A 17080-nucleotide genomic window follows, 5' to 3' on the forward strand; every position below is an offset into this window, starting at 1 on the left:
AGTTTTGCATCGAGTATTGTCAATCGGATTTGTCGAAATCTTTTTGTAAATCAACGCGATGGAAACGCCTTTTCTGACTGGCTCGGCACGGAGAAAAGGGCGCTACAGATCGTCGCCAACGCGGCATTTTTGCGGGCTTCGACGAGTCTCTGCCCTCTCGACAAGCCTGATTCCCGCCGCTCGATCGGGTGGCGGCACATAAATCCCATTTGACTTAGTGCAATCGGGCTGAATGATGATGCACTGCGGTAAAACTCATCCTGGAGAGCGATGCGGTCATGTCGGGAAAGCCCAGCGGCGCGGAAGCGATCAAGGCGGATAGTCGCGCGCTCCGCGGCAGCATCGCCGAGGAGATCACCGCGGCCGAAGCGCGTGGGGGCCTGTCGGAAGGCGCCTACACCCTGTTGAAATTCCACGGCACCTACGAACAGTTCGACCGCGACAGCGCGACCGAACGCAAGCAGCGGGGGGAGGACAAGGACTGGTCCTTCATGGTGCGCGTGCGCGCGCCCGCCGGGCGGCTGACCGCGGCGCAATGGCTGGCGCTCGACAACCTGGCCGACACGCACGCGGACGGCACGCTGCGCCTGACGACGCGCCAGGGCGTGCAATTCCACGGCATCCTGCGCCAGGACCTCAAGGGCAGCATCGCGGCGATCAATAACACCCTCCTGACGACGCTCGCGGCCTGCGGCGATGTGGTGCGCAACGTGATCACCACCGCGGCGCCACGCGCCGATGCGATCCATGCGCGGCTGGAGGCCGAAGCCTTTCGCCTCTCCGCCGAGCTGCTGCCGCGCTCGCGCGCCCACCACCAGATCTTCCTCGACGAGGAGGCGGTCGGCGCGCCGGAGAAGGAGCCGCTCTACGGCCCCACCTACCTGCCACGGAAGTTCAAGATCGCGCTGGCGCATCCCGACGACAACACGCCGGACGTGCTGGCGAATGACCTCGGCTTCGTCGCGCTCACCGAAGGCGAGACGCTCAAGGGCTGGATCGTCACCGTGGGTGGCGGAATGGGCATGACGCACAACAAGCCCGCCACCTATCCGCGCCTGGCCGATGCGATCTGCGTCATCGGTCCCGATGACGTGCTGGAGATGGCCAAGGCCGTGGTGCGCCTGTCGCGCGACCATGGCGACCGGTCCGACCGCAAGCATGCGCGGCTGAAATACGTCGTCGCCGAACGCGGCGTGGCGTGGGTGCGCGAGAGGCTCGCCGCCGATCTCGGCCGCGTGCTGGAGCCGGCGCCGCCGCTGCCGCGTTTCACCATGCCCGAACTGCTCGGCTGGCATGAGCAGGGCGACGGGAAGCTCTGGCTCGGCCTGCCGGTCGCATCCGGGCGCGTGGCCGGCACGCTGCGGCTCGCGCTGCGGCAGGTGATGGAACGCTTCGCCCCACGCCCCATCGTCACCGCGCAGCAGAACCTGCTGCTTGCCGACATCGCCGCCGAGGACCGGGCAGAAGTCGAAGCCCTGTTGCGCGCGCAGGGCGTTACCTTTGCCGAGGATCTCACGCCGCTGGCGCGCTGGTCGCTCGCCTGCGTTGCCCTGCCGACCTGCGGCCAGTCGCTGGCGGAAGGGGAGCGCGTGCATGCACCCATCGTCGCGGATGTCGACGCCGCGCTGGCGCGGCACGGATTGTCGGGCGAGCGCATCAGCTTGCGCCTGACCGGCTGCCCGAATGGCTGCGCGCGTCCTTATGCCGGGGATATCGGCGTCGTCGGCCGCGCGCCCGGCCTCTACACCATCTTCGTCGGCGGGGATTTCGAGGGCACGCGGCTCTCTTACCTGCTCGCCGACAAGGTGAAGCAGGCGCAGATCGCCGGGCATCTCGAGCCGCTCTTCGCGTCCTGGGCCGTGAACCGTCTCGATGGCGAGGGCTTCGGTGATTTCTGCGCCCGCATCGGGCAGACGGCGGCCCGCGCGCTGTTGGCCAGCGAGGCCGCCGCCTGATGCTGCCGCTCATTCACCTGCCGGGCACGCCGACCCTGCTCGCCGGGCGTGGCCCGGCCTTCCTGAAGCGTCTCGACCTGCTGGAATCGGCGGGCATGGCGGACCTCTCGGTGCATACGGACGCCGCCGACGAAGCCCTCACCGAGCGTCTGGGCGCCCGCCTGCATCCGGCGCTGCCGACCGATAGTGAGATCGATGGCGCGCGCCTGCTCTTCGTCGCCGGCCTCGACGATGCCGAATCGGGGCGGCTGGCCGCTGCCGCCCGCGCGCGCCGCATCCCGGTCAATGTCGAGGATGTGCCGGCCCAGTGTGACGTGCATGTGCCCGCCCTCGTCCGTCGCGGCGACTTGCTGCTGAGCGTCTCGACCGGTGGCGGCGCGCCGGCCCTGGCCGCCGCGATCCGCGGCTGGCTGGAAGACTCCTTCGGCGTGGAATGGGCCGATCGGCTGCAGGAAGTGGCCGCCCTGCGCACGCGGCTGCGCAGTGACGGTGCCATGCCGGCGGAAGTCATCCGTCGTGTGCGCGATCATCTCGCGGTGTCGGACTGGGCGCCACTCGCGGCAGGGCCGCGATGTCGCCATGCCGCGCCGCCCTCGAACGCCTGAGATCAGGCGTGTCCGGGCCAGGCGCGGCGCACCGCGATGCCACACCCCGAACAGGACGATCCGGATGACCTTCTCCCGCGCGATGGCATCCGTCTTGCCGATCACGACGTAATCGAAGGCCGCGCCTTGCACTCATTCGGGTCACGCCCAATCGCTTCCATCCGCGCGCGGATGTCGGTACGATAGGTCCGTGCATCGGCCTTGGTCGCGGACGTGGCGAACAGCATCTCGCCCCAGCGCGGCAAAGGCGCGGCCGCGCGGCGAGGAGGCCGCCTGCATGATCGCCGGCCGCAGCTGCGGTGTGCGGCGGGATCGACAGCGGCCCGCGCACGCTGACATGCTTGCCCTTGTAGTGGGCGTAGCGGACGTTGGCCTGGTCGGCGAAGCGCCCGCTTTGCTTGTCGAGCAGCAACGCGTCCGCGTCCCATCCGTTCCACAGCGCGTTGCAGGTTCCGAGCACCTTGTCGGCCATGTCGTAGCGCTTGTCCTTCGGAGCAGGCCGTCGCGCCCGCAATTCTCCGCCTCGACGTGGCGCGCCGTGGTGACGACATTCCACGCCGGGCGGCCAGTGCTCAGCAGGTCGATCGAGCCCAGGTAGGGCGCGATCACATAGGCCGGCATGAAGATGGTGGAGAGCGTCACCCCCAGCCCGAGATGCTCCGTGCCCGCGCCAACGGCGGCAGCCCCATCGGGTCGCGCAGTGAAAGCTGCCCACCGCGATCGAGATAATCGTTGAATCTGTCCTTGTAGAGATCGGGCATGCCGAGGCCGTCGGCGAAGAAGAAGGCATCAAAGCGCGGCGCCTCGAGAGTGCGGGCGATGTGTTCCCATCGCTCGGGCCGGAACAGGTCGTCGAGCGACGCCGAGGGGTGTCGCCAGGTGCTCGGATAACTCGCCGAGGGGCCGGCCTTCAGATAGGCCACGAAATGCAATTTCCTCGCCATGATGCCGAACCTCATGCCCTGATTCCGAAGGCGCGCGGACGTCGTTCTCAGGCCACTGGATCTTGCTTTCAGTGGCCCGCACAACCGGTCCGTCCGCAGGAATTCCGGCGAACGTCGCGGGCAGGTCTCTAGGCGGTCAACTGCGCGACGTCATGATGCGCCGCGCCGCCCCCTTCGTGCCAATGGCCGCGCGCTTGACCACGCCCTGCGCCGGCGGGACTCTGCCCGGCAGCACAGTTCCGGAATCCACCGCACATGGACGCCATCCTCGCCGACCTCATCCTGACCGGCGGCAAGGTCCTGACGGTCGATGCGCGCTTTTCCATCGCGCAGGCCGTGGCAGTGCGCGATGGCCGCATCCTCGCCGTCGGCAGCGACGCCGCCATCGAGCGCCACCGCGGCCCGCGCACTGAGGAGATCCCGCTTGCCGGCCGCACCATGATGCCCGGCCTGATCGACGGCCACGCGCATATGGATCGCGCCGGGCTGCGACAGATCCTGCCCTCGCTGTCGGGCTGCCGGTCGATCGCCGATGTGCAGACGCGCATCGGCGAGATCGCGCGCGGCAAGCCGCTCGGGGCGTGGATCGTCACCATGCCGCTCGGCGAACCGCCCTTCTACCGCGACCCGGAAAAGGGCCTCGCCGAAGGCCGCTGGCCGACGCGCCAGGAGCTGGACGAGGCGGCGCCCGACAATCCCGTCTACATCAAGCCGATCTGGGGCTATTGGCGGCACACGCTGCCGCTGGTCTCGGTGGCGAATTCGCGCGCCCTGGTGCTCGCCGGCATCGGTCGGGACACGGTGCCGCCGTCACCCGCCATCGAGATCGACAAGGACGCGGCGGGCGAACCCACCGGCATCTTCCGCGAGCAGCATTTCATGCCGATGGTCGAACTCTCGCTGCTGCGCGCCGCCCCTGGTTTCACCGTGGGCGAACGCGCGGCGACGCTGCCCGCCGCGGCCGCCGCCTACCACGCTTTCGGCACCACCAGCGTCTATGAAGGCCATGGCGTCGCCGCCGAGGTGCTGCAGGCCTATCGCCAGGTGCATCAGGCGGGGCGCCTGACCATGCGCGCAAACCTGGTGTTCTGCCCCGACTGGCGCGGGCTTGAGGATACCGACCCAGCGCATCTCGTGGACGGCTGGGCGCATTGGCTCGCCGGGCGCGGCCTGGGCGACGAGATGCTGCGCATGGGCGGCCTCATCACCGAGATCGGGCGCAACCCGGACAATGCGATCCGCGCCGCCGCGCCGACCACCGGCTGGGCCGGCTTCAACTACGACATGGGGCTGCCGCGCGAGCGTGCGAAGCAATTGCTGGTCGCCTGCGCGCGTCGCGGCATCCGCGTCACCGGCATCTGGCCCGACATGCTGGCGCTGTTTGCCGAGGTCGACCGCATCGCGCCAATCCGTGGCCTGCGCTGGGTGCTCGGCCACATTGCCGTGCTGACGCGCGAGCAGGTCGGGTTGGTCCGCGACCTCGGTCTGGTGGTGACGACGCACACCAACCGCTACATCGCCAAGGAAGGCCATCTGCTGCGGGCACGCCATCAATTGCCCGATGAGGAGGCCATCGTGCCGCTGCGCGCGCTGCGCGATGCCGGCGTGCCGGTCTCGCTCGCGACCGACAACGTGCCGATCTCGCTGTGGCATCCGGTGATGCAGGCGGTCACGCGCCTGAGCAGCGCCGAACGCCGTCCCATCGCCCCGGACCAGGCCCTCAGCCGCGAGGAAGCGATCCGCGCGGTCACCAACCATGGTGCCTTCCTCACCATGGAGGAGGACCGCAAGGGCTCGATCGAACCGGGCAAGCTGGCGGATCTCGCCGTGCTGTCAGCCGACCCGATGAGCGTGCCCGCCGAGGCGATCGCCGACATTGAAGCCGAAATCACCATCGTTGGCGGCCGCATCGTGCATCGCCGCGCCGGTCAGCCCAACCGCGTGACCTCGTCGAGATAGAGCTTGTAGACCACGCTGCGCGGCCGCGTTTCATCGGCCGGCGTCCAGGCACGGAAGCTCGACTGCCCCTTCATGTCGCCATCCATCACCATGGCGCGGATGAAGGCGGTGTCGGGCAGCAGGCCGCGGGCGGTGACCGGTTCCTCGCCCGTCTCGAACCACGTCTCGCCGGCTTGGCGGCGCAGGACGCGGTCGCCGATCGTCATCAGCAGGCGACCATGGATGAGTCGACGGATGCCCTGGCCGAAATGCCCATGGCGCGGCGTCTCGGCATCGGGCGTGAAGCTCACGCGGTCGAGCCGCAGGACGAAGGGCTGCGCGGGGTCGCGCCGCAGCGGATGGGCGAGCAGCAGTCGGCTGCGGTCCTCCGGCGCCGGTTGCCAATCCGGCGCGCGGTGCGCGACCTCGAAGCGCCAGACCGTGCCGCTGCCAGACACCGTGACCGCATCCTCGCCGAATAGCGCGTCGTCGGCCTGCAACGCCTGCGCGCCGATCATCGCCAGCCCGCTGCGCACATAGAGCGCGCGCACGCCGCGCGGCAGCGCAAGCGGCGTGGCCGGGTCCAGCGCATCCTCCATGAGCAGCATCTGCATGGACGACGTCCCTTCATTCATCAGCGGTTCTCCTGGCAACGCCGCGTGTCATGTTCGGTGGTGCCGCCATGGAGCGCAACCTGAGCGCGTGGCATTGTAGCGCCGAGTGAAGACGCCAGGGCGCGTCACGATCGAAGACCGATCAGCGTTGCGACGGCACCCCGCCACGGTCCCGGTCGGCCGCGCGCCCCGCAGCCGCCCATCGCGCGTCAGGCAAGGCTTGGCGCCGCGACCCGTCGAGTGGACCGCAACCGTTCCAGCCGCGGCATCACATGCCGGGCGAAGCGGCGCATCTCCGGTTCGAAGGGCTGGAACTGCGTCAGTAGCGTCTCGATGCCCGCGGCGTGGAATTGCGCGATGCGCTCGGCCACTTGGTCGTAGCTGCCGACCGTGCCGCCCGAGGTGCCGCCATTGGTACCGACGCTCTCATACTTCGCCTGGGTCTTGCGCATCGCCACCGCCGGATCGGTGTTCGCCTTCACATAGGCCTTGATGTCGGTGTCCTGCTTGGCCAGCGCCAGCAGCCGCTGATACGCCTGCTGCGCCTCCGCCTCCGTCTCGCGCGCGATGACGAAGGTCGACAGGCCGAAGCGCACCGGCGCGCCCTGGCGTGGCCGGGCGCGCACATCGGCGATCAACGCCTGCACGTTCTCGAGCGGCTGGCCGTTGATGAACCACACATCGGCCTGAGCGGCGACCAGGTCGCGCGCCGGCGGCGATTCCCCACCGACATAGATGGTCGGCCGCGACCGAAACTGCCCGGCCGGCCGCAGCACGTAATCCTTCACCTGGAAATAGGTGCCCTGGTGGTCGAGCTTCTCGCCGCGCATCAGCCGTTCGACGACCGACAGCCATTCGGCGCCATAGGCGTAGCGTTCATCATGCTCGCGGAAGACGAGGCCGGCATCCTCGATCTCCTTGCGGTTCCAGGCATTCACCAGGTTGATGGCGAAGCGGCCGCCGCTGATCTCCTCGATCTGCGTCGCCATCTTCGCCAGCGCTACCGGGTGGTAGAGCATCGGCTTGATGGCGGCGATGATCTCGATCCGCGACGTCTGAGCCGCCAACGCGGCGGAAGCCGTCCAGGCTTCGAGCTGGCCGAGGTCCGGGTGGTGCGGGTTCATCGTGTGCTGCGCCACCAGCACGCAGTCATAGCCGAGCGCTTCAGCCTCCAGCACCAGGTCGCGGTTGCGCCGCCAGGAGGCGTCGTACGGCTCCTCCGGGTCGTGCAGCGCGGCGCGATTGCCATGCACCAGAGCCCAGATGCCGATGCGCAGCGGATGATCCATGGCGGCTTCTCCCGTTCGACCAGGACGTTGTCCTCGGCCGACAGGATGAACCGTTTCCGGCCGCTGCCAATGCCCGGCGGCGATGGGCGCCGGTTCAGGCCGCCGCGTCGCGCAATTGCGGTGCGCCGGCCGTCGCGCGGTGGCGCCACAACCCCAACAGCAGCGAGGTCAGCGACAACGTGTCTGAGGCGAGGCCGAAGACGCTGCCCACCATCAGGTTATGCGAACACCAGAACACCACCGAGACCAGGAACCACAGCCGCAGGCGCTGGGTATCGAGTTGCAGCCGCCCGATCGCCGACATCGCCTGGCCACCCTGTGAGAGCAGCGACGGCAGGCCGTTCCAGGTGAGGGCAGTAACCAGCGCGCCGATCGCCATGGTCGCGCCGACCACCCCGATTCGCCGCCGTCGGTCGATCAGCGTGACGAGGGCGATACCCTGCAGCGCGCCCATGACGCACATCGCCGCCCCGGTGCCGGCGCCGAGCAGCAGGTAATGCAGCCCGAACAGCAGGGAACCCGCCACCTGGACGATGAGAATGGCTTTTCGCCGCCTTAGCAGCGGCCAGGTCACCGATGAACCAAGGGCCACGAAGCCGGCGAGATTGGCCGGCTCCAGCAGGAATGCGAGGGACGGCAGCAGGGACAGGATGGACACGCAAGGCTCCGATGGACATGGCGGCCGAACAGGAGGGGTCTCGCCTGTGGCGGGGCATAGCGGCAGAGCGAGGCGACGATGTGTCGATAGCCCTGCGCTGGACGCATGGCACCGCGGCTCAATCGAGCATCGAGCATACCGGTCGGAGGTGATGCGCCCGTACCACATCACCCGGTGAATCGAGACCACACCATCAATTCGGGCATGCCAGCGGAACTTCGACGCGGTTAACGTAAGCGTGAACGGCGCGGGAATGTTTCGTAGCCGTTTCGGTTTCGTCGGTTGGGGGGATCCGTCCGGGAGGCCGTCGTTTTTCAGGGGGATTGCGCATGAACTACATCGTGGAGACTTCGGAGACCGGCATGTTGCCGGCGTTATCCAGCGTCTCGATCGACCCGTCGCCCGACCCGATCGCCGCTGCGACGCGGGCGATCGAAGGCATCCTCGCGGCCGCCCATGAAGCCGGGCAGCACGACGCGGTGCGCCTTCTGCACGCGGTCACGGCGCTGCTGACGGCCGCGCCGCGGCACTGAACCGGGCTGTGGCTGCCGGCCAGGTCAGGCCGGCCCCTCCTCGGGCTGTCCAGCCGGCCCTCGTCATGGAACCATGGCGGGCCGCGATCTCTGGCGGCTGTGCGGGCAGGGAGGCACGACATGACCGATCAGGTCGCCATCGTCACCGGCGCGGGCCGAGGCATCGGCCTGGCCACCGCGCGGCGTTTTCTGGCCGAGGGTTGGCGCGTTGCCCTCCTAGATATCGATGACGCGTTGCTGGGCGAGGCGATGGCGCGCATCGCGCAGCCGGAGGCAACGCTCGCTCTGCATTGCGATGTTGCCGATGCCACTGCGATCCGCGCCGCCGTGCAGCGCGCCGCCACCCATTTCGGCCGGCTCGACGCCCTGGTGAACAATGCCGGCATCGCGGTCTTCAAGCCGATCCTCGAGACGACGCCCGAGGAATGGTCCCGCGTGCTGGCGGTGAACCTGAACGGCCCCTTCCTCGCCACCCAGGCCGCCGCCCCGATCATGGCCGAGACCGGCGGCGGGGCGGTGGTGAACATCACCTCCATCTCCGGCCTCAGGGCATCCACGCTGCGGGTGGCCTATGGCACCTCCAAGGCCGCGCTCGCGCATCTGACGAAGCAGCAGGCGGTGGAACTGGGCGCGCTCGGCATCCGGGTCAATGCGGTCGCCCCCGGCCCGGTCGACACCGCCATGGCCAAGGCGGTGCACACGCCCGAAATTCGCCGCGACTACCACGACTCCATCCCGCTCAATCGCTATGGCCTCGAGGAGGAACTCGCCGAGGCGATCTTCTTCCTGTGCAGCGACCGCGCCTCCTACATGACCGGCCAGGTCATCGCGGTGGATGGCGGCTTCGAGGCGACCGGCATCGGCCTGCCGACGATGCGCGCGGCGCGGCGCAACCTCTGACGCGCCTGCCCGCTTCACGCGCGGCCCGCACGGTGCCAGCATCCGTTGTCCGCCACAGGAGAGCGCCATGCCCGACACGCTGACCGCCGATATCAGCGGCCCGGAAATGATGGCGAACCTGCGCGAGATCGCGCGCTGGGTGAAGCTCTCGGGCACGGCGGAGGAACGCGAGGCGCTGGGCTTCATCGAAGGCCGCATGCGCGACTACGGCTTCCGCACGAATGTCCTCCTGCACGACGCCTTTATCAGCTTGCCGGGCCGTGCCGGCGTGCTCGTCGATGGCCGGCCGGTCACCGCCATCACGCAATCCTTCTCGCAATCCTCGCCACCCGGCGGCTTGTCGGGCGTGCCGGTCTATATCGGTCATGGCAGCGAGGCCGACTTCGCCGGCCGCGACCTGCGCGGCCGCATCCTGCTGATGGAGGGCATGGCGACGCCGGCCACCGCGCAGCGCGCGACGCGGGCCGGTGCCGCGGGCCATCTGCACATCAGCCATCACGAGCACATCCACGAGATGTGCATCTCCCCCGTCTGGGGCAGCCCGGGCGCCAGCACCCTGGCCGGCATGCCGGCGACGGTCGTCTGTTCGGTCAACAACGCCGATGGCGGCGCGATCCGCGACGCGCTCGCCGCCGGCGCGCAGCCGGTGGTGACGCTGAACGCCGAGGTCGACACCGGCTGGCGCAGGACGCCGATCCTGGTCGCTGATCTCGACGGGCCGGGTGGTGCGGAGGATGCCTTCGTGCTGCTCTCGGGCCATCACGACACCTGGTATTTCGGCGTGATGGACAATGGCTCGGCCAATGCCGGGATGATGGAGGTGGCGCGGCTCTGCGCACTGCATCGGGCGCGGATGAAGCGTGGCCTGCGCGTCTGCTTCTGGTCGGGCCATTCGCATGGGCGCTATTCGGGCTCGGCCTGGTATGCCGACAGCCATTGGGACGAACTCGACCGCCGCTGCGTCGCGCATGTGAATGTGGACAGCCTGGGCGGCGTCGGCGCGACGGTGCTGTCCAACACCGCCTCCATGGCGGAACTGCACCACCTGGCGGCCGAGGCCGTCACCCAGCAGACCAACCAGCCCTACAAGGGCAAGCGCAAGAACCGCAGCAGCGACGACAGCTTCGTGGGCATCGGCATTCCCTCGATGTTCGGCAGCATCAGCGAGCAGGCGGCGAAGCACGAGGCGGCGCGCAATGCGCTCGGCTGGTGGTGGCACACGCCGCATGACCTGATCGACAAGGTCGACGAGGCGAACCAGGTGCGCGATGCGCGCGTGCTCGGCCAGGCGGTGTGGCGACTGCTGAGCGATGCCGTGCTGCCGCTTGACCACGCGGCGATGGCGCAGACCTTGCTCGATGAACTCGCACCGCTGCAAGGCGCACTCGATGGACGCTTCCCCGTCGCACCACTGGCCGCCGCGGCGGCGCGGCTGAAGGAGACCGCGACGGCGGTGATGCAGCGGGCGCCGGCCGCGTCGCCCGGCGCCGTGGCGGCGGTGAACGCGGCGCTGATGCGCGTCTCCCGCGCGCTGGTGCCGGCCGACTATGCGGGTGGCGAGCGTTTCCTGCATCCGCACGCCCTGCCGATGCCGGATTGGGCGGTGCTGCAACCGATCCGCGACATGGCCGCGACGACCCCCGGTAGCGATGCCGGGAAGTTCGCCGCCGTCGATGCGCTGCGCGCGCGCAATCGGCTGGCCTTCGCGCTGCGCGAGGCGCAGGCGGCGCTGGACGAGGCGGCCGCCGCCCTGGGCTGACCGCTCAACTCGGCTTCAGCCCGGCCAGGTCCGCCGCGCGGCGGGCATTGACGAGTTCGCTGCGCAGGAAGGCGGCGAAGCCGTCCGGCGAACGCTGCGCCTCGCTGCCGAGGATGGCGCCGACCTCGATGATGCGCGCCTGCACCGCCTGTTCGGCCAATGTCGCGACCAGCGCGGCGTGCAGCGTCGCGACGATGTCCGCTGGCGTCGCCGAAGGTGCCAACAGCCCGCCATAGGACCCGGCGGTGAAGCCCGGCAGCCCGGCCTCGATGAAGGTCTGCACCTGCGGCAGCACGGGCGAGCGTTGCGCCGTCGCGATGGCGATGATCGGCGCCTTGCCCTCCAGGTGCAGCGGCAGGGCAGAGGGCAATTCGACCATGCCGGCATCCACCGCGCCGCTCAGCAGGTCGGCAACCATGGCGCTGCCGCCGCGATAAGGGACATGCAGGGCGCGGACATCCGCCCCGGCCATCAGCAGTTCGAGGGCGAGATGCGCGGCACTGCCGGCGCCCGGCGTCGCGACCGTCACCTGGTTCGGGCGCTCGCGCAGGATGGCGATGAACTCGGTCAGCGACCGCGCCGGGATGCGCGGGCCGACCTGGCAGATCATCGGCAGGATGCCGACCAGGCCGATCGGGCGGAAGTCGCGCTCCACATCGTAGGGCACATTCGCCTGCAATACGGGGTTGGCGGTCAGCGGCCCGCCCGCGCCGAACAGCAGCGTATAGCCGTCGGGCGTCGCGCGCGCGACGGCCTCCGCACCCACGCTGCCGCCGGCACCTGCGCGGTTCTCGATCACCATGGGCCGGCCGATGCGTTCGGCCATGCGGGTCACCAGGATGCGCGCGAGGATGTCGGTGTTGCCGCCGGCGGCGAAGGGCACGATCACGCGGATCGGACGTTCCGGATAGGCGGCGAAGGCGGGCCGCGCGAGCATCGCTGCGGCAAGAGCGGCGGCGGTCCCGTGCAACAGGGCGCGGCGTGCGAGCATCTGGATGTCCTCCCCTTCGGCGTCTTCGTCCGATGTGCCGAGCCTTGCACCCGCCCCCCGCCACGGCAACCCGCCCGCCTTGTCGGCCCGGCGGGCGTGGCGCAGCATCCGCCGCGACACAGGGAGGCAGCGCGCATGCAACAGCGGCAACTCGGACGGACCGGGATCTCGGTCTCGGTGCTCGGCTATGGCTGCGGCGCGATCGGCGGGCTCATGGTCAAGGGCAGTGCCGCCGAGCAGGACCGCGCGATCGGCCGCGCCATCGACCAGGGCATCACCTATTTCGACACGGCCTATGCGTATGGGGAGGGCGTGTCCGAGACCAACCTGGGCCGCGCGCTGAAGGCGTTGCGCGCGACCGTCACGGTTGGCACCAAGGTGCGCGTCTATCCGCAGCAGCGCGGCGACATCGCCGGCACCGTCGCGGCCTCGATCGAGGGCAGCCTGGTGCGGCTCGGCAGCGACTGTGTCGACATCTACCAGTTGCACAATCCGATCACGCTGGACGGCGCGGCGCCCTCCTTCACGGTCGAGCAGATGCTGAACGAGGCGGTGCCGGTGCTGCGGCGACTGCGCGAGCAGGGCAAGTGCCGCTTCTACGGTATCACCGGCCTGGGCGACGCGCCCGCCGTCCGGCGCGTGTTGGAGGAAGGCGGCTTCGCCACCGCACAGATGCCCTACAACCTGCTGAATCCGAGCGGCATCGCGCCCTTGCCGGCGGGTTCGGCGATGACGGACCTCGAAGGCCGCATCGCGCATGCGGCGTCGCGCGATGTCGGAGTCATGGCGATCCGGATCCTGGCCGGCGGTGCGCTCAGCGGGTCCGAGGCGCGCAGCCCGCTTGGCGTGCCGAAGGTCGAGCCGATCGCCTCGGGCGCCGATTACGCCGCCGATGTCGCGGCGGCGCGGCGGCTGATGCCGGTGATCGAGGTCGGCCACGCAAAGGACCTGGTGGACCTCGCGCTGCGCTTCGCGACAATGCCGGCCCAGATCGCGACGGCGATCATCGGCACCTCGAGCATCGCCGAGCTCGACCATGCGGTGGCCGCAGTCGAACGCGGCCCGCTGCCGGATGAAGCCCTGGCGATGATCGCCGCGCTGCGGGCGCCCTGACTCAGCGCGTCAGCAGCAGCGCGCCGGAAGCATCCATCCGCGCCTGCCAGCCCGGCGCGACCAGTGTCGTGGCGTCCAGCTGCGTGACGATCGCCGGCCCCGCGAAACGCGCGCCGGGGCCAAGCAGGGCGCGATCGATGATCGGCGCCTCGATGGGGCCGGTGGGCAGGCGTATCGTCTGGTGGCCGGTGACCGCCCCCGCGGCGTCGCCGCCCCGCGGCAGGCTCGCCGCCGGGGTCGGCAGCGCGCCAGCGGCCTCGACGCGCAGCGTGACGATCTCGACCGCCACTGACGGCAGGTCGAAGCCATAGAGGCCGCGATGCGCCGCGGCGAATTCCAGGCCCAGCGCCGTGAGATCACCATCGATCGGCCAGGTGATCGGCAATTCGTGCCCCTGTTCCTCGTAGCGCATCAGCGCGACACGGCGCGTCGACCGATCCTCGGCCGCCACCGCCTCCTGCGCGAACCACGCCGCTGCCTCGGCTTCCAACGCGGTGAACGCGCCATCGAGACGCGCCGTGACGGCACCCTCCAACGCCTGCGCGACAGTGCGACTGAACTCCGCCTTCAGATCGGCCGCGAGCAGCCCCTCGGCGCAGAGCACGCCCGGGCTCGGCGGCACCAGCACGCGGTTGATGCCGAGCAGATCCGCCAGCGCGCAACCATGCAGCGGCCCCGCACCGCCGAAGGGTACCAATGTGAAGTCGCGCGGATCATGCCCACGCTCGACGGAGACGACGCGGATCGCGCCGACCATGTTATTGTCGGCGATGGCGAGGATGCCGCGCGCGGCGTCATCGACCGGCAGGCCGAGACCATCGGCGACGCGCTGCACCGCCTGCCGCGCCAGCGATGCATTGAGCGCCATGCGCCCGCCCAACAGCCGTGCCGGCAGGTGGCCCAGCACGAGATGTGCGTCCGTCACCGTCGCCGCCGTACCGCCGCGCCCGTAGCAAGCCGGCCCGGGGTCGGCGCCCGCGCTCTGGGGGCCGACTGTCATCGAACCGTTCTCGCTGAGAAGCGCGATGGACCCGCCGCCGGCGCCGATTGTCACCATGTCCACCATCGGCAACGGCAGCGGCCAGGGACCGACGCGGCCATGTTGCGTCAGCCCGATCTCGCCTTTGGCGATCAGGCAGATATCGGCGCTGGTGCCGCCGATATCGACGGTGATGAGGTCCGCCACCCCCGCCGCGGCGCAGACCGCGCGTGCGCCGACAACGCCGGCGGCCGGGCCGGACAGCGCGGTCTGCGCCGGCGCGCGCCGGATCGCCGCCGCGCCGGCGACGCCGCCATTGGACTTCATCAGCAGCAGCGGCGCGACGACGCCCGCTTCATCGAGCCGCGCTTCCAGCCTGGCGATGTAGCCCGAGATCGCCGGCATCACCGCCGCGTTCAGCACCGCGGCCATGCTGCGTTCGTATTCGCGCACCACCGGCAGCACATCGACCGAGGCGGTGCGCGCAAGCTCCGGCACCTCCTCGGCAAGGATCGCCAGAGCGCGGCGTTCATGCGCGGGGTTGGCGAAGGCGTGCAGGAAGCAGACGGCCATGGCGGCGACACCGGCCTGCCTGGCGGCACGCGCGGCGGCGCGGATATCGGCCTCGTCGAGCGCTTCCAGTTCCGATCCATCGGCGGCGATGCGGCCCCCGGCCTCGAACACCAGGCCAGGCGGCACTGGTCGCTTCGGCTTCACCCAGGCCCAGAGGTTGTCCCGTCGCGGCAGGTCGGCGCGGCCGATCTCCAGCACATGGCGGAATCCGCGTGTGGTGAGCAGCGCGGTGGGTGCGGTGCGCCCCTCCAGGATCATGTTGGTCGCGACGGTGGTGCCGTGCAGCACGCGCGCCACCTCGGCCGGGCGGCGTCCGGCTTCGGTCAGCGCCTGGGTGACGCCGGTGATGAATCCCTCCGAGGGGTCGCGCGGCGTGGACGGCGTCTTGGCGGTCCAGGCCTGCCCCGTCGCGGCATCCTGCAGCGTGACATCGGTGAAGGTGCCGCCGATATCGACGGCGACGAGCAGGTCACGCGACGGCATCGCGATACTCCCGACGATGGAACAACCCGGCGGTCGCGCGCGATGCACGCAGCGCCTGCGTGCGTGTGGCGTCAAGCACGCCATCCGTGACGGCGACGCCATAGTCACGCGCAGCGGCTTCCTCGCTGACGAAACCGCCCTGCACATCGGCAAGGACATCCTCCACCGATCGGTCGAAGGGATGACCCCATCCGCCGCCACCGCCGGTCTCGATGCGGAACACGTCGCCCTTCTTCAGCATGTTGCCATCCGACAGCGGCGCGAGCTGCCGGCCGCCATTGACCACCGCGCGGCCCGACCCGCCATTCAGCCCGCCGGCCACGCCCCAGGGTGGATTCACCACGCTGTCGATGCGCACGGCGAGCATCGACGTATCGGCCAGCACCTCGAATTCCCGCACCACGCCGCAGCCGCCGCGGTAGCGCCCCGCACCGCCGGAATCGCGGTTGATGGCGTAGGTTCGCAGCCGCACGGGATAGGAGAGTTCCATGAACTCTACGGGGTAGTTCTCCTGCGCGACGAAATAGACGGCGTCGGTGCCATCGGCGAAAGGCCGCGCCCCGTAGCCGACGCCGATCCCGTCGCTGAGCAGGAAGTGCTTGCCGCCTGCCAGCCCTCGCAATGCGATGACGACATAGGCCGAATGCGCGGCCGGCGCCTCGCCATGGCGTGCCACCGCGACCAGCCCATGCAGCGCCGCGAGCAGCCGCATCATCGTCACGCCACGCAGCCCGAGCGGCGCGGGCGCGCGCGGCGCCAGCAGAGAACCGTCGCGCAGCCGCACTTCGTCGATCGCGGCCGGCGCGCCGGCATTGAGCACCTGGCCGGGGTGCCGCTGCAACACATAAAGTCCGAGCGCCATGCCCGGCACATCCGGATGCATCAGCAGGTTCACCGGGCCGGGCGCCTGGTCGTCGGTCTCCGTGGCGTCGAAGATGAAGCGGTCATCTTCGGTGCGCGTCAGCGCCAGGCGCAGCGTGAAGGGGCCGTTGCCATGGCCGTCGGTGTCGATGGTGTCGGCGAAGCGCGTCGTGCCGACAGGGAAGATGGCAGCAAGCTCGGCGCGGATCGTCGCCTCGGTACGCGTCAGCAATTGCGTGAAGGCGTCCGACAGCGTCTCCGACCCGAACCGCGCGGCGATCTCCGACAGACGCTTCTCGCCGAGCCGCACCGCGGCCATCAACGCGCGCGTGTCACCCTGCGATTGCGTCGGGAAGCGGCTGTTGCGCCAGAATGTGCGCAGCAGGTCGTCATTCGTCTGCCCGTCGCGCATCAGCCGCGACGGCGGGATGATGATGCCCTCCTGGAAATGGTCCGTCGCATCCGGGCTGATCGAGCCCGGCCGCAGCCCGCCAATGTCGGAGAAATGCGCCCAGCCCATGACGAAGCCGACGCGGCGGCCGTCATGGAAGGCGGGTGCGAGAAAGACCTGGTCGTTGGAATGTGAGACCGCGCCGCGGCTGCCGTAGCAGTCATTGTACCAGTACAGGTCGCCTTCGCGCATCGTCTCGATCGGGAAATGCTCTGCGACAGGGCCGACGATGTCGCCGAAGATCGGCAGGTCGCTGCCCACCGCCATGCGGCCTTCGGCATCGAACAGGGCGGTGTAGAAATCCTTCTTCTCGCGAATGAAAGCGGACATGGCGGTACGTTCTAGCAGCGCCTCCATCTCCGCCTGCGCGGCGCGGGCGGCACCGCGGATGATCTCGAGCGTCACGGGGTCGCAGCTGGGCATGGGCGGTGCTT

General features: G+C 69.7%; 14 protein-coding genes. 7 read left to right on the plus strand and 7 right to left on the minus strand.

Translation table 11 applies throughout. The features are described 5' to 3' along the window. Positions 1–278: 278 nt before the first annotated feature. Both IEY36_RS06570 and IEY36_RS06575 read left to right on the plus strand, forming a co-directional pair. Entirely contained in the window at positions 279–1955 is a 1677-nt protein-coding gene (locus IEY36_RS06570) for an NADPH-dependent assimilatory sulfite reductase hemoprotein subunit (RefSeq protein ID WP_188966159.1), read from the plus strand. After that, on the plus strand, positions 1955–2560 hold the full coding sequence (locus tag IEY36_RS06575) for a precorrin-2 dehydrogenase/sirohydrochlorin ferrochelatase family protein (protein WP_188966160.1): 606 nt from the start codon (positions 1955–1957) through the stop codon (positions 2558–2560). Before IEY36_RS06570 ends, IEY36_RS06575 begins: the two co-directional genes overlap by 1 nt. Before the next feature lie 638 nt (positions 2561–3198). On the opposite strand, the gene IEY36_RS06585 is transcribed toward IEY36_RS06575, so the two are convergent. Beyond that, positions 3199–3519, minus strand: coding sequence for a hypothetical protein (locus tag IEY36_RS06585; protein WP_188966161.1), 321 nt, complete (start codon positions 3517–3519; stop codon positions 3199–3201). Between the two features lie 240 nt (positions 3520–3759). Here IEY36_RS06585 and IEY36_RS06590 point away from each other — a divergent pair, with 240 nt between their 5' ends. Continuing rightward, entirely contained in the window at positions 3760–5463 is a 1704-nt protein-coding gene (locus IEY36_RS06590; protein WP_188966162.1) for an amidohydrolase, read from the plus strand. Here the strand turns inward: IEY36_RS06590 and IEY36_RS06595 are convergent. The 3 genes from IEY36_RS06595 to IEY36_RS06605 all read right to left on the minus strand — a co-directional run bounded on the left by IEY36_RS06595 (position 5433) and on the right by IEY36_RS06605 (position 8003). Then, positions 5433–6077 carry a cupin domain-containing protein gene (locus IEY36_RS06595; protein ID WP_188966163.1) on the minus strand — a complete coding sequence of 215 codons (645 nt, stop codon included), beginning with the start codon at positions 6075–6077 and terminating at the stop codon, positions 5433–5435. The two genes, IEY36_RS06590 and IEY36_RS06595, sit on opposite strands and share 31 nt — an antisense overlap. 188 nt (positions 6078–6265) lie before the next feature. Next, positions 6266–7345 (minus strand): LLM class flavin-dependent oxidoreductase, encoded by a 1080-nt coding sequence (locus tag IEY36_RS06600; RefSeq protein WP_188966164.1) that lies wholly within the window; start codon positions 7343–7345, stop codon positions 6266–6268. Positions 7346–7439: 94 nt separating this feature from the next. After that, positions 7440–8003 (minus strand): YgjV family protein, encoded by a 564-nt coding sequence (locus IEY36_RS06605; protein WP_188966165.1) that lies wholly within the window; start codon positions 8001–8003, stop codon positions 7440–7442. A 329-nt stretch (positions 8004–8332) separates the two neighbouring features. Here IEY36_RS06605 and IEY36_RS06610 point away from each other — a divergent pair, with 329 nt between their 5' ends. The 3 genes from IEY36_RS06610 to IEY36_RS06620 all read left to right on the plus strand — a co-directional run bounded on the left by IEY36_RS06610 (position 8333) and on the right by IEY36_RS06620 (position 11195). Continuing rightward, on the plus strand, positions 8333–8536 hold the full coding sequence (locus tag IEY36_RS06610) for a hypothetical protein (protein ID WP_188966166.1): 204 nt from the start codon (positions 8333–8335) through the stop codon (positions 8534–8536). 120 nt (positions 8537–8656) lie between these two features. Further along, positions 8657–9436, plus strand: a complete 780-nt coding sequence (locus IEY36_RS06615) for an SDR family NAD(P)-dependent oxidoreductase (RefSeq protein WP_188966167.1) — start codon at positions 8657–8659, stop codon at positions 9434–9436. Positions 9437–9503: 67 nt separating this feature from the next. Next, positions 9504–11195, plus strand: a complete 1692-nt coding sequence (locus IEY36_RS06620; protein ID WP_188966168.1) for a M28 family peptidase — start codon at positions 9504–9506, stop codon at positions 11193–11195. Between the two features lie 4 nt (positions 11196–11199). On the opposite strand, the gene IEY36_RS06625 is transcribed toward IEY36_RS06620, so the two are convergent. Then, positions 11200–12186, minus strand: coding sequence for a Bug family tripartite tricarboxylate transporter substrate binding protein (locus tag IEY36_RS06625; protein WP_188966169.1), 987 nt, complete (start codon positions 12184–12186; stop codon positions 11200–11202). A gap of 135 nt (positions 12187–12321) precedes the next feature. Between IEY36_RS06625 and IEY36_RS06630 the strand changes: the two genes are divergently transcribed. Then, positions 12322–13299 carry an aldo/keto reductase gene (locus IEY36_RS06630; RefSeq protein WP_188966170.1) on the plus strand — a complete coding sequence of 326 codons (978 nt, stop codon included), beginning with the start codon at positions 12322–12324 and terminating at the stop codon, positions 13297–13299. Position 13300: 1 nt separating this feature from the next. Here the strand turns inward: IEY36_RS06630 and IEY36_RS06635 are convergent, their stop codons facing one another. Both IEY36_RS06635 and IEY36_RS06640 read right to left on the minus strand, forming a co-directional pair. Then, complete coding sequence (locus tag IEY36_RS06635; protein WP_188966171.1) at positions 13301–15334, minus strand: hydantoinase/oxoprolinase family protein; 2034 nt, start codon at positions 15332–15334, stop codon at positions 13301–13303. After that, on the minus strand, positions 15321–17069 hold the full coding sequence (locus tag IEY36_RS06640) for a hydantoinase B/oxoprolinase family protein (protein WP_188966172.1): 1749 nt from the start codon (positions 17067–17069) through the stop codon (positions 15321–15323). The genes IEY36_RS06635 and IEY36_RS06640 overlap by 14 nt, the downstream gene beginning before the upstream one ends. Positions 17070–17080 lie beyond the last annotated feature (11 nt).

This window comes from Neoroseomonas lacus, assembly GCF_014644535.1.
Classification (GTDB): Bacteria; Pseudomonadota; Alphaproteobacteria; order Acetobacterales; family Acetobacteraceae; genus Neoroseomonas; species Neoroseomonas lacus.

Excerpts from the sequence above, each read along its gene's own strand:
- IEY36_RS06585 (WP_188966161.1), bottom strand. The coding sequence starts at position 3,519 with ATGAGGTTCGGCATCATGGCGAGGAAATTGCATTTCGTGGCCTATCTG.
- IEY36_RS06570 (WP_188966159.1), top strand. The coding sequence starts at position 279 with ATGTCGGGAAAGCCCAGCGGCGCGGAAGCGATCAAGGCGGATAGTCGC.
- IEY36_RS06600 (WP_188966164.1), bottom strand. The coding sequence starts at position 7,345 with ATGGATCATCCGCTGCGCATCGGCATCTGGGCTCTGGTGCATGGCAAT.
- IEY36_RS06590 (WP_188966162.1), top strand. The coding sequence starts at position 3,760 with ATGGACGCCATCCTCGCCGACCTCATCCTGACCGGCGGCAAGGTCCTG.
- IEY36_RS06620 (WP_188966168.1), top strand. The coding sequence starts at position 9,504 with ATGCCCGACACGCTGACCGCCGATATCAGCGGCCCGGAAATGATGGCG.
- IEY36_RS06635 (WP_188966171.1), bottom strand. The coding sequence starts at position 15,334 with ATGCCGTCGCGTGACCTGCTCGTCGCCGTCGATATCGGCGGCACCTTC.
- IEY36_RS06595 (WP_188966163.1), bottom strand. The coding sequence starts at position 6,077 with ATGAATGAAGGGACGTCGTCCATGCAGATGCTGCTCATGGAGGATGCG.
- IEY36_RS06575 (WP_188966160.1), top strand. The coding sequence starts at position 1,955 with ATGCTGCCGCTCATTCACCTGCCGGGCACGCCGACCCTGCTCGCCGGG.
- IEY36_RS06610 (WP_188966166.1), top strand. The coding sequence starts at position 8,333 with ATGAACTACATCGTGGAGACTTCGGAGACCGGCATGTTGCCGGCGTTA.
- IEY36_RS06630 (WP_188966170.1), top strand. The coding sequence starts at position 12,322 with ATGCAACAGCGGCAACTCGGACGGACCGGGATCTCGGTCTCGGTGCTC.
- IEY36_RS06640 (WP_188966172.1), bottom strand. The coding sequence starts at position 17,069 with ATGCCCAGCTGCGACCCCGTGACGCTCGAGATCATCCGCGGTGCCGCC.
- IEY36_RS06625 (WP_188966169.1), bottom strand. The coding sequence starts at position 12,186 with ATGCTCGCACGCCGCGCCCTGTTGCACGGGACCGCCGCCGCTCTTGCC.
- IEY36_RS06615 (WP_188966167.1), top strand. The coding sequence starts at position 8,657 with ATGACCGATCAGGTCGCCATCGTCACCGGCGCGGGCCGAGGCATCGGC.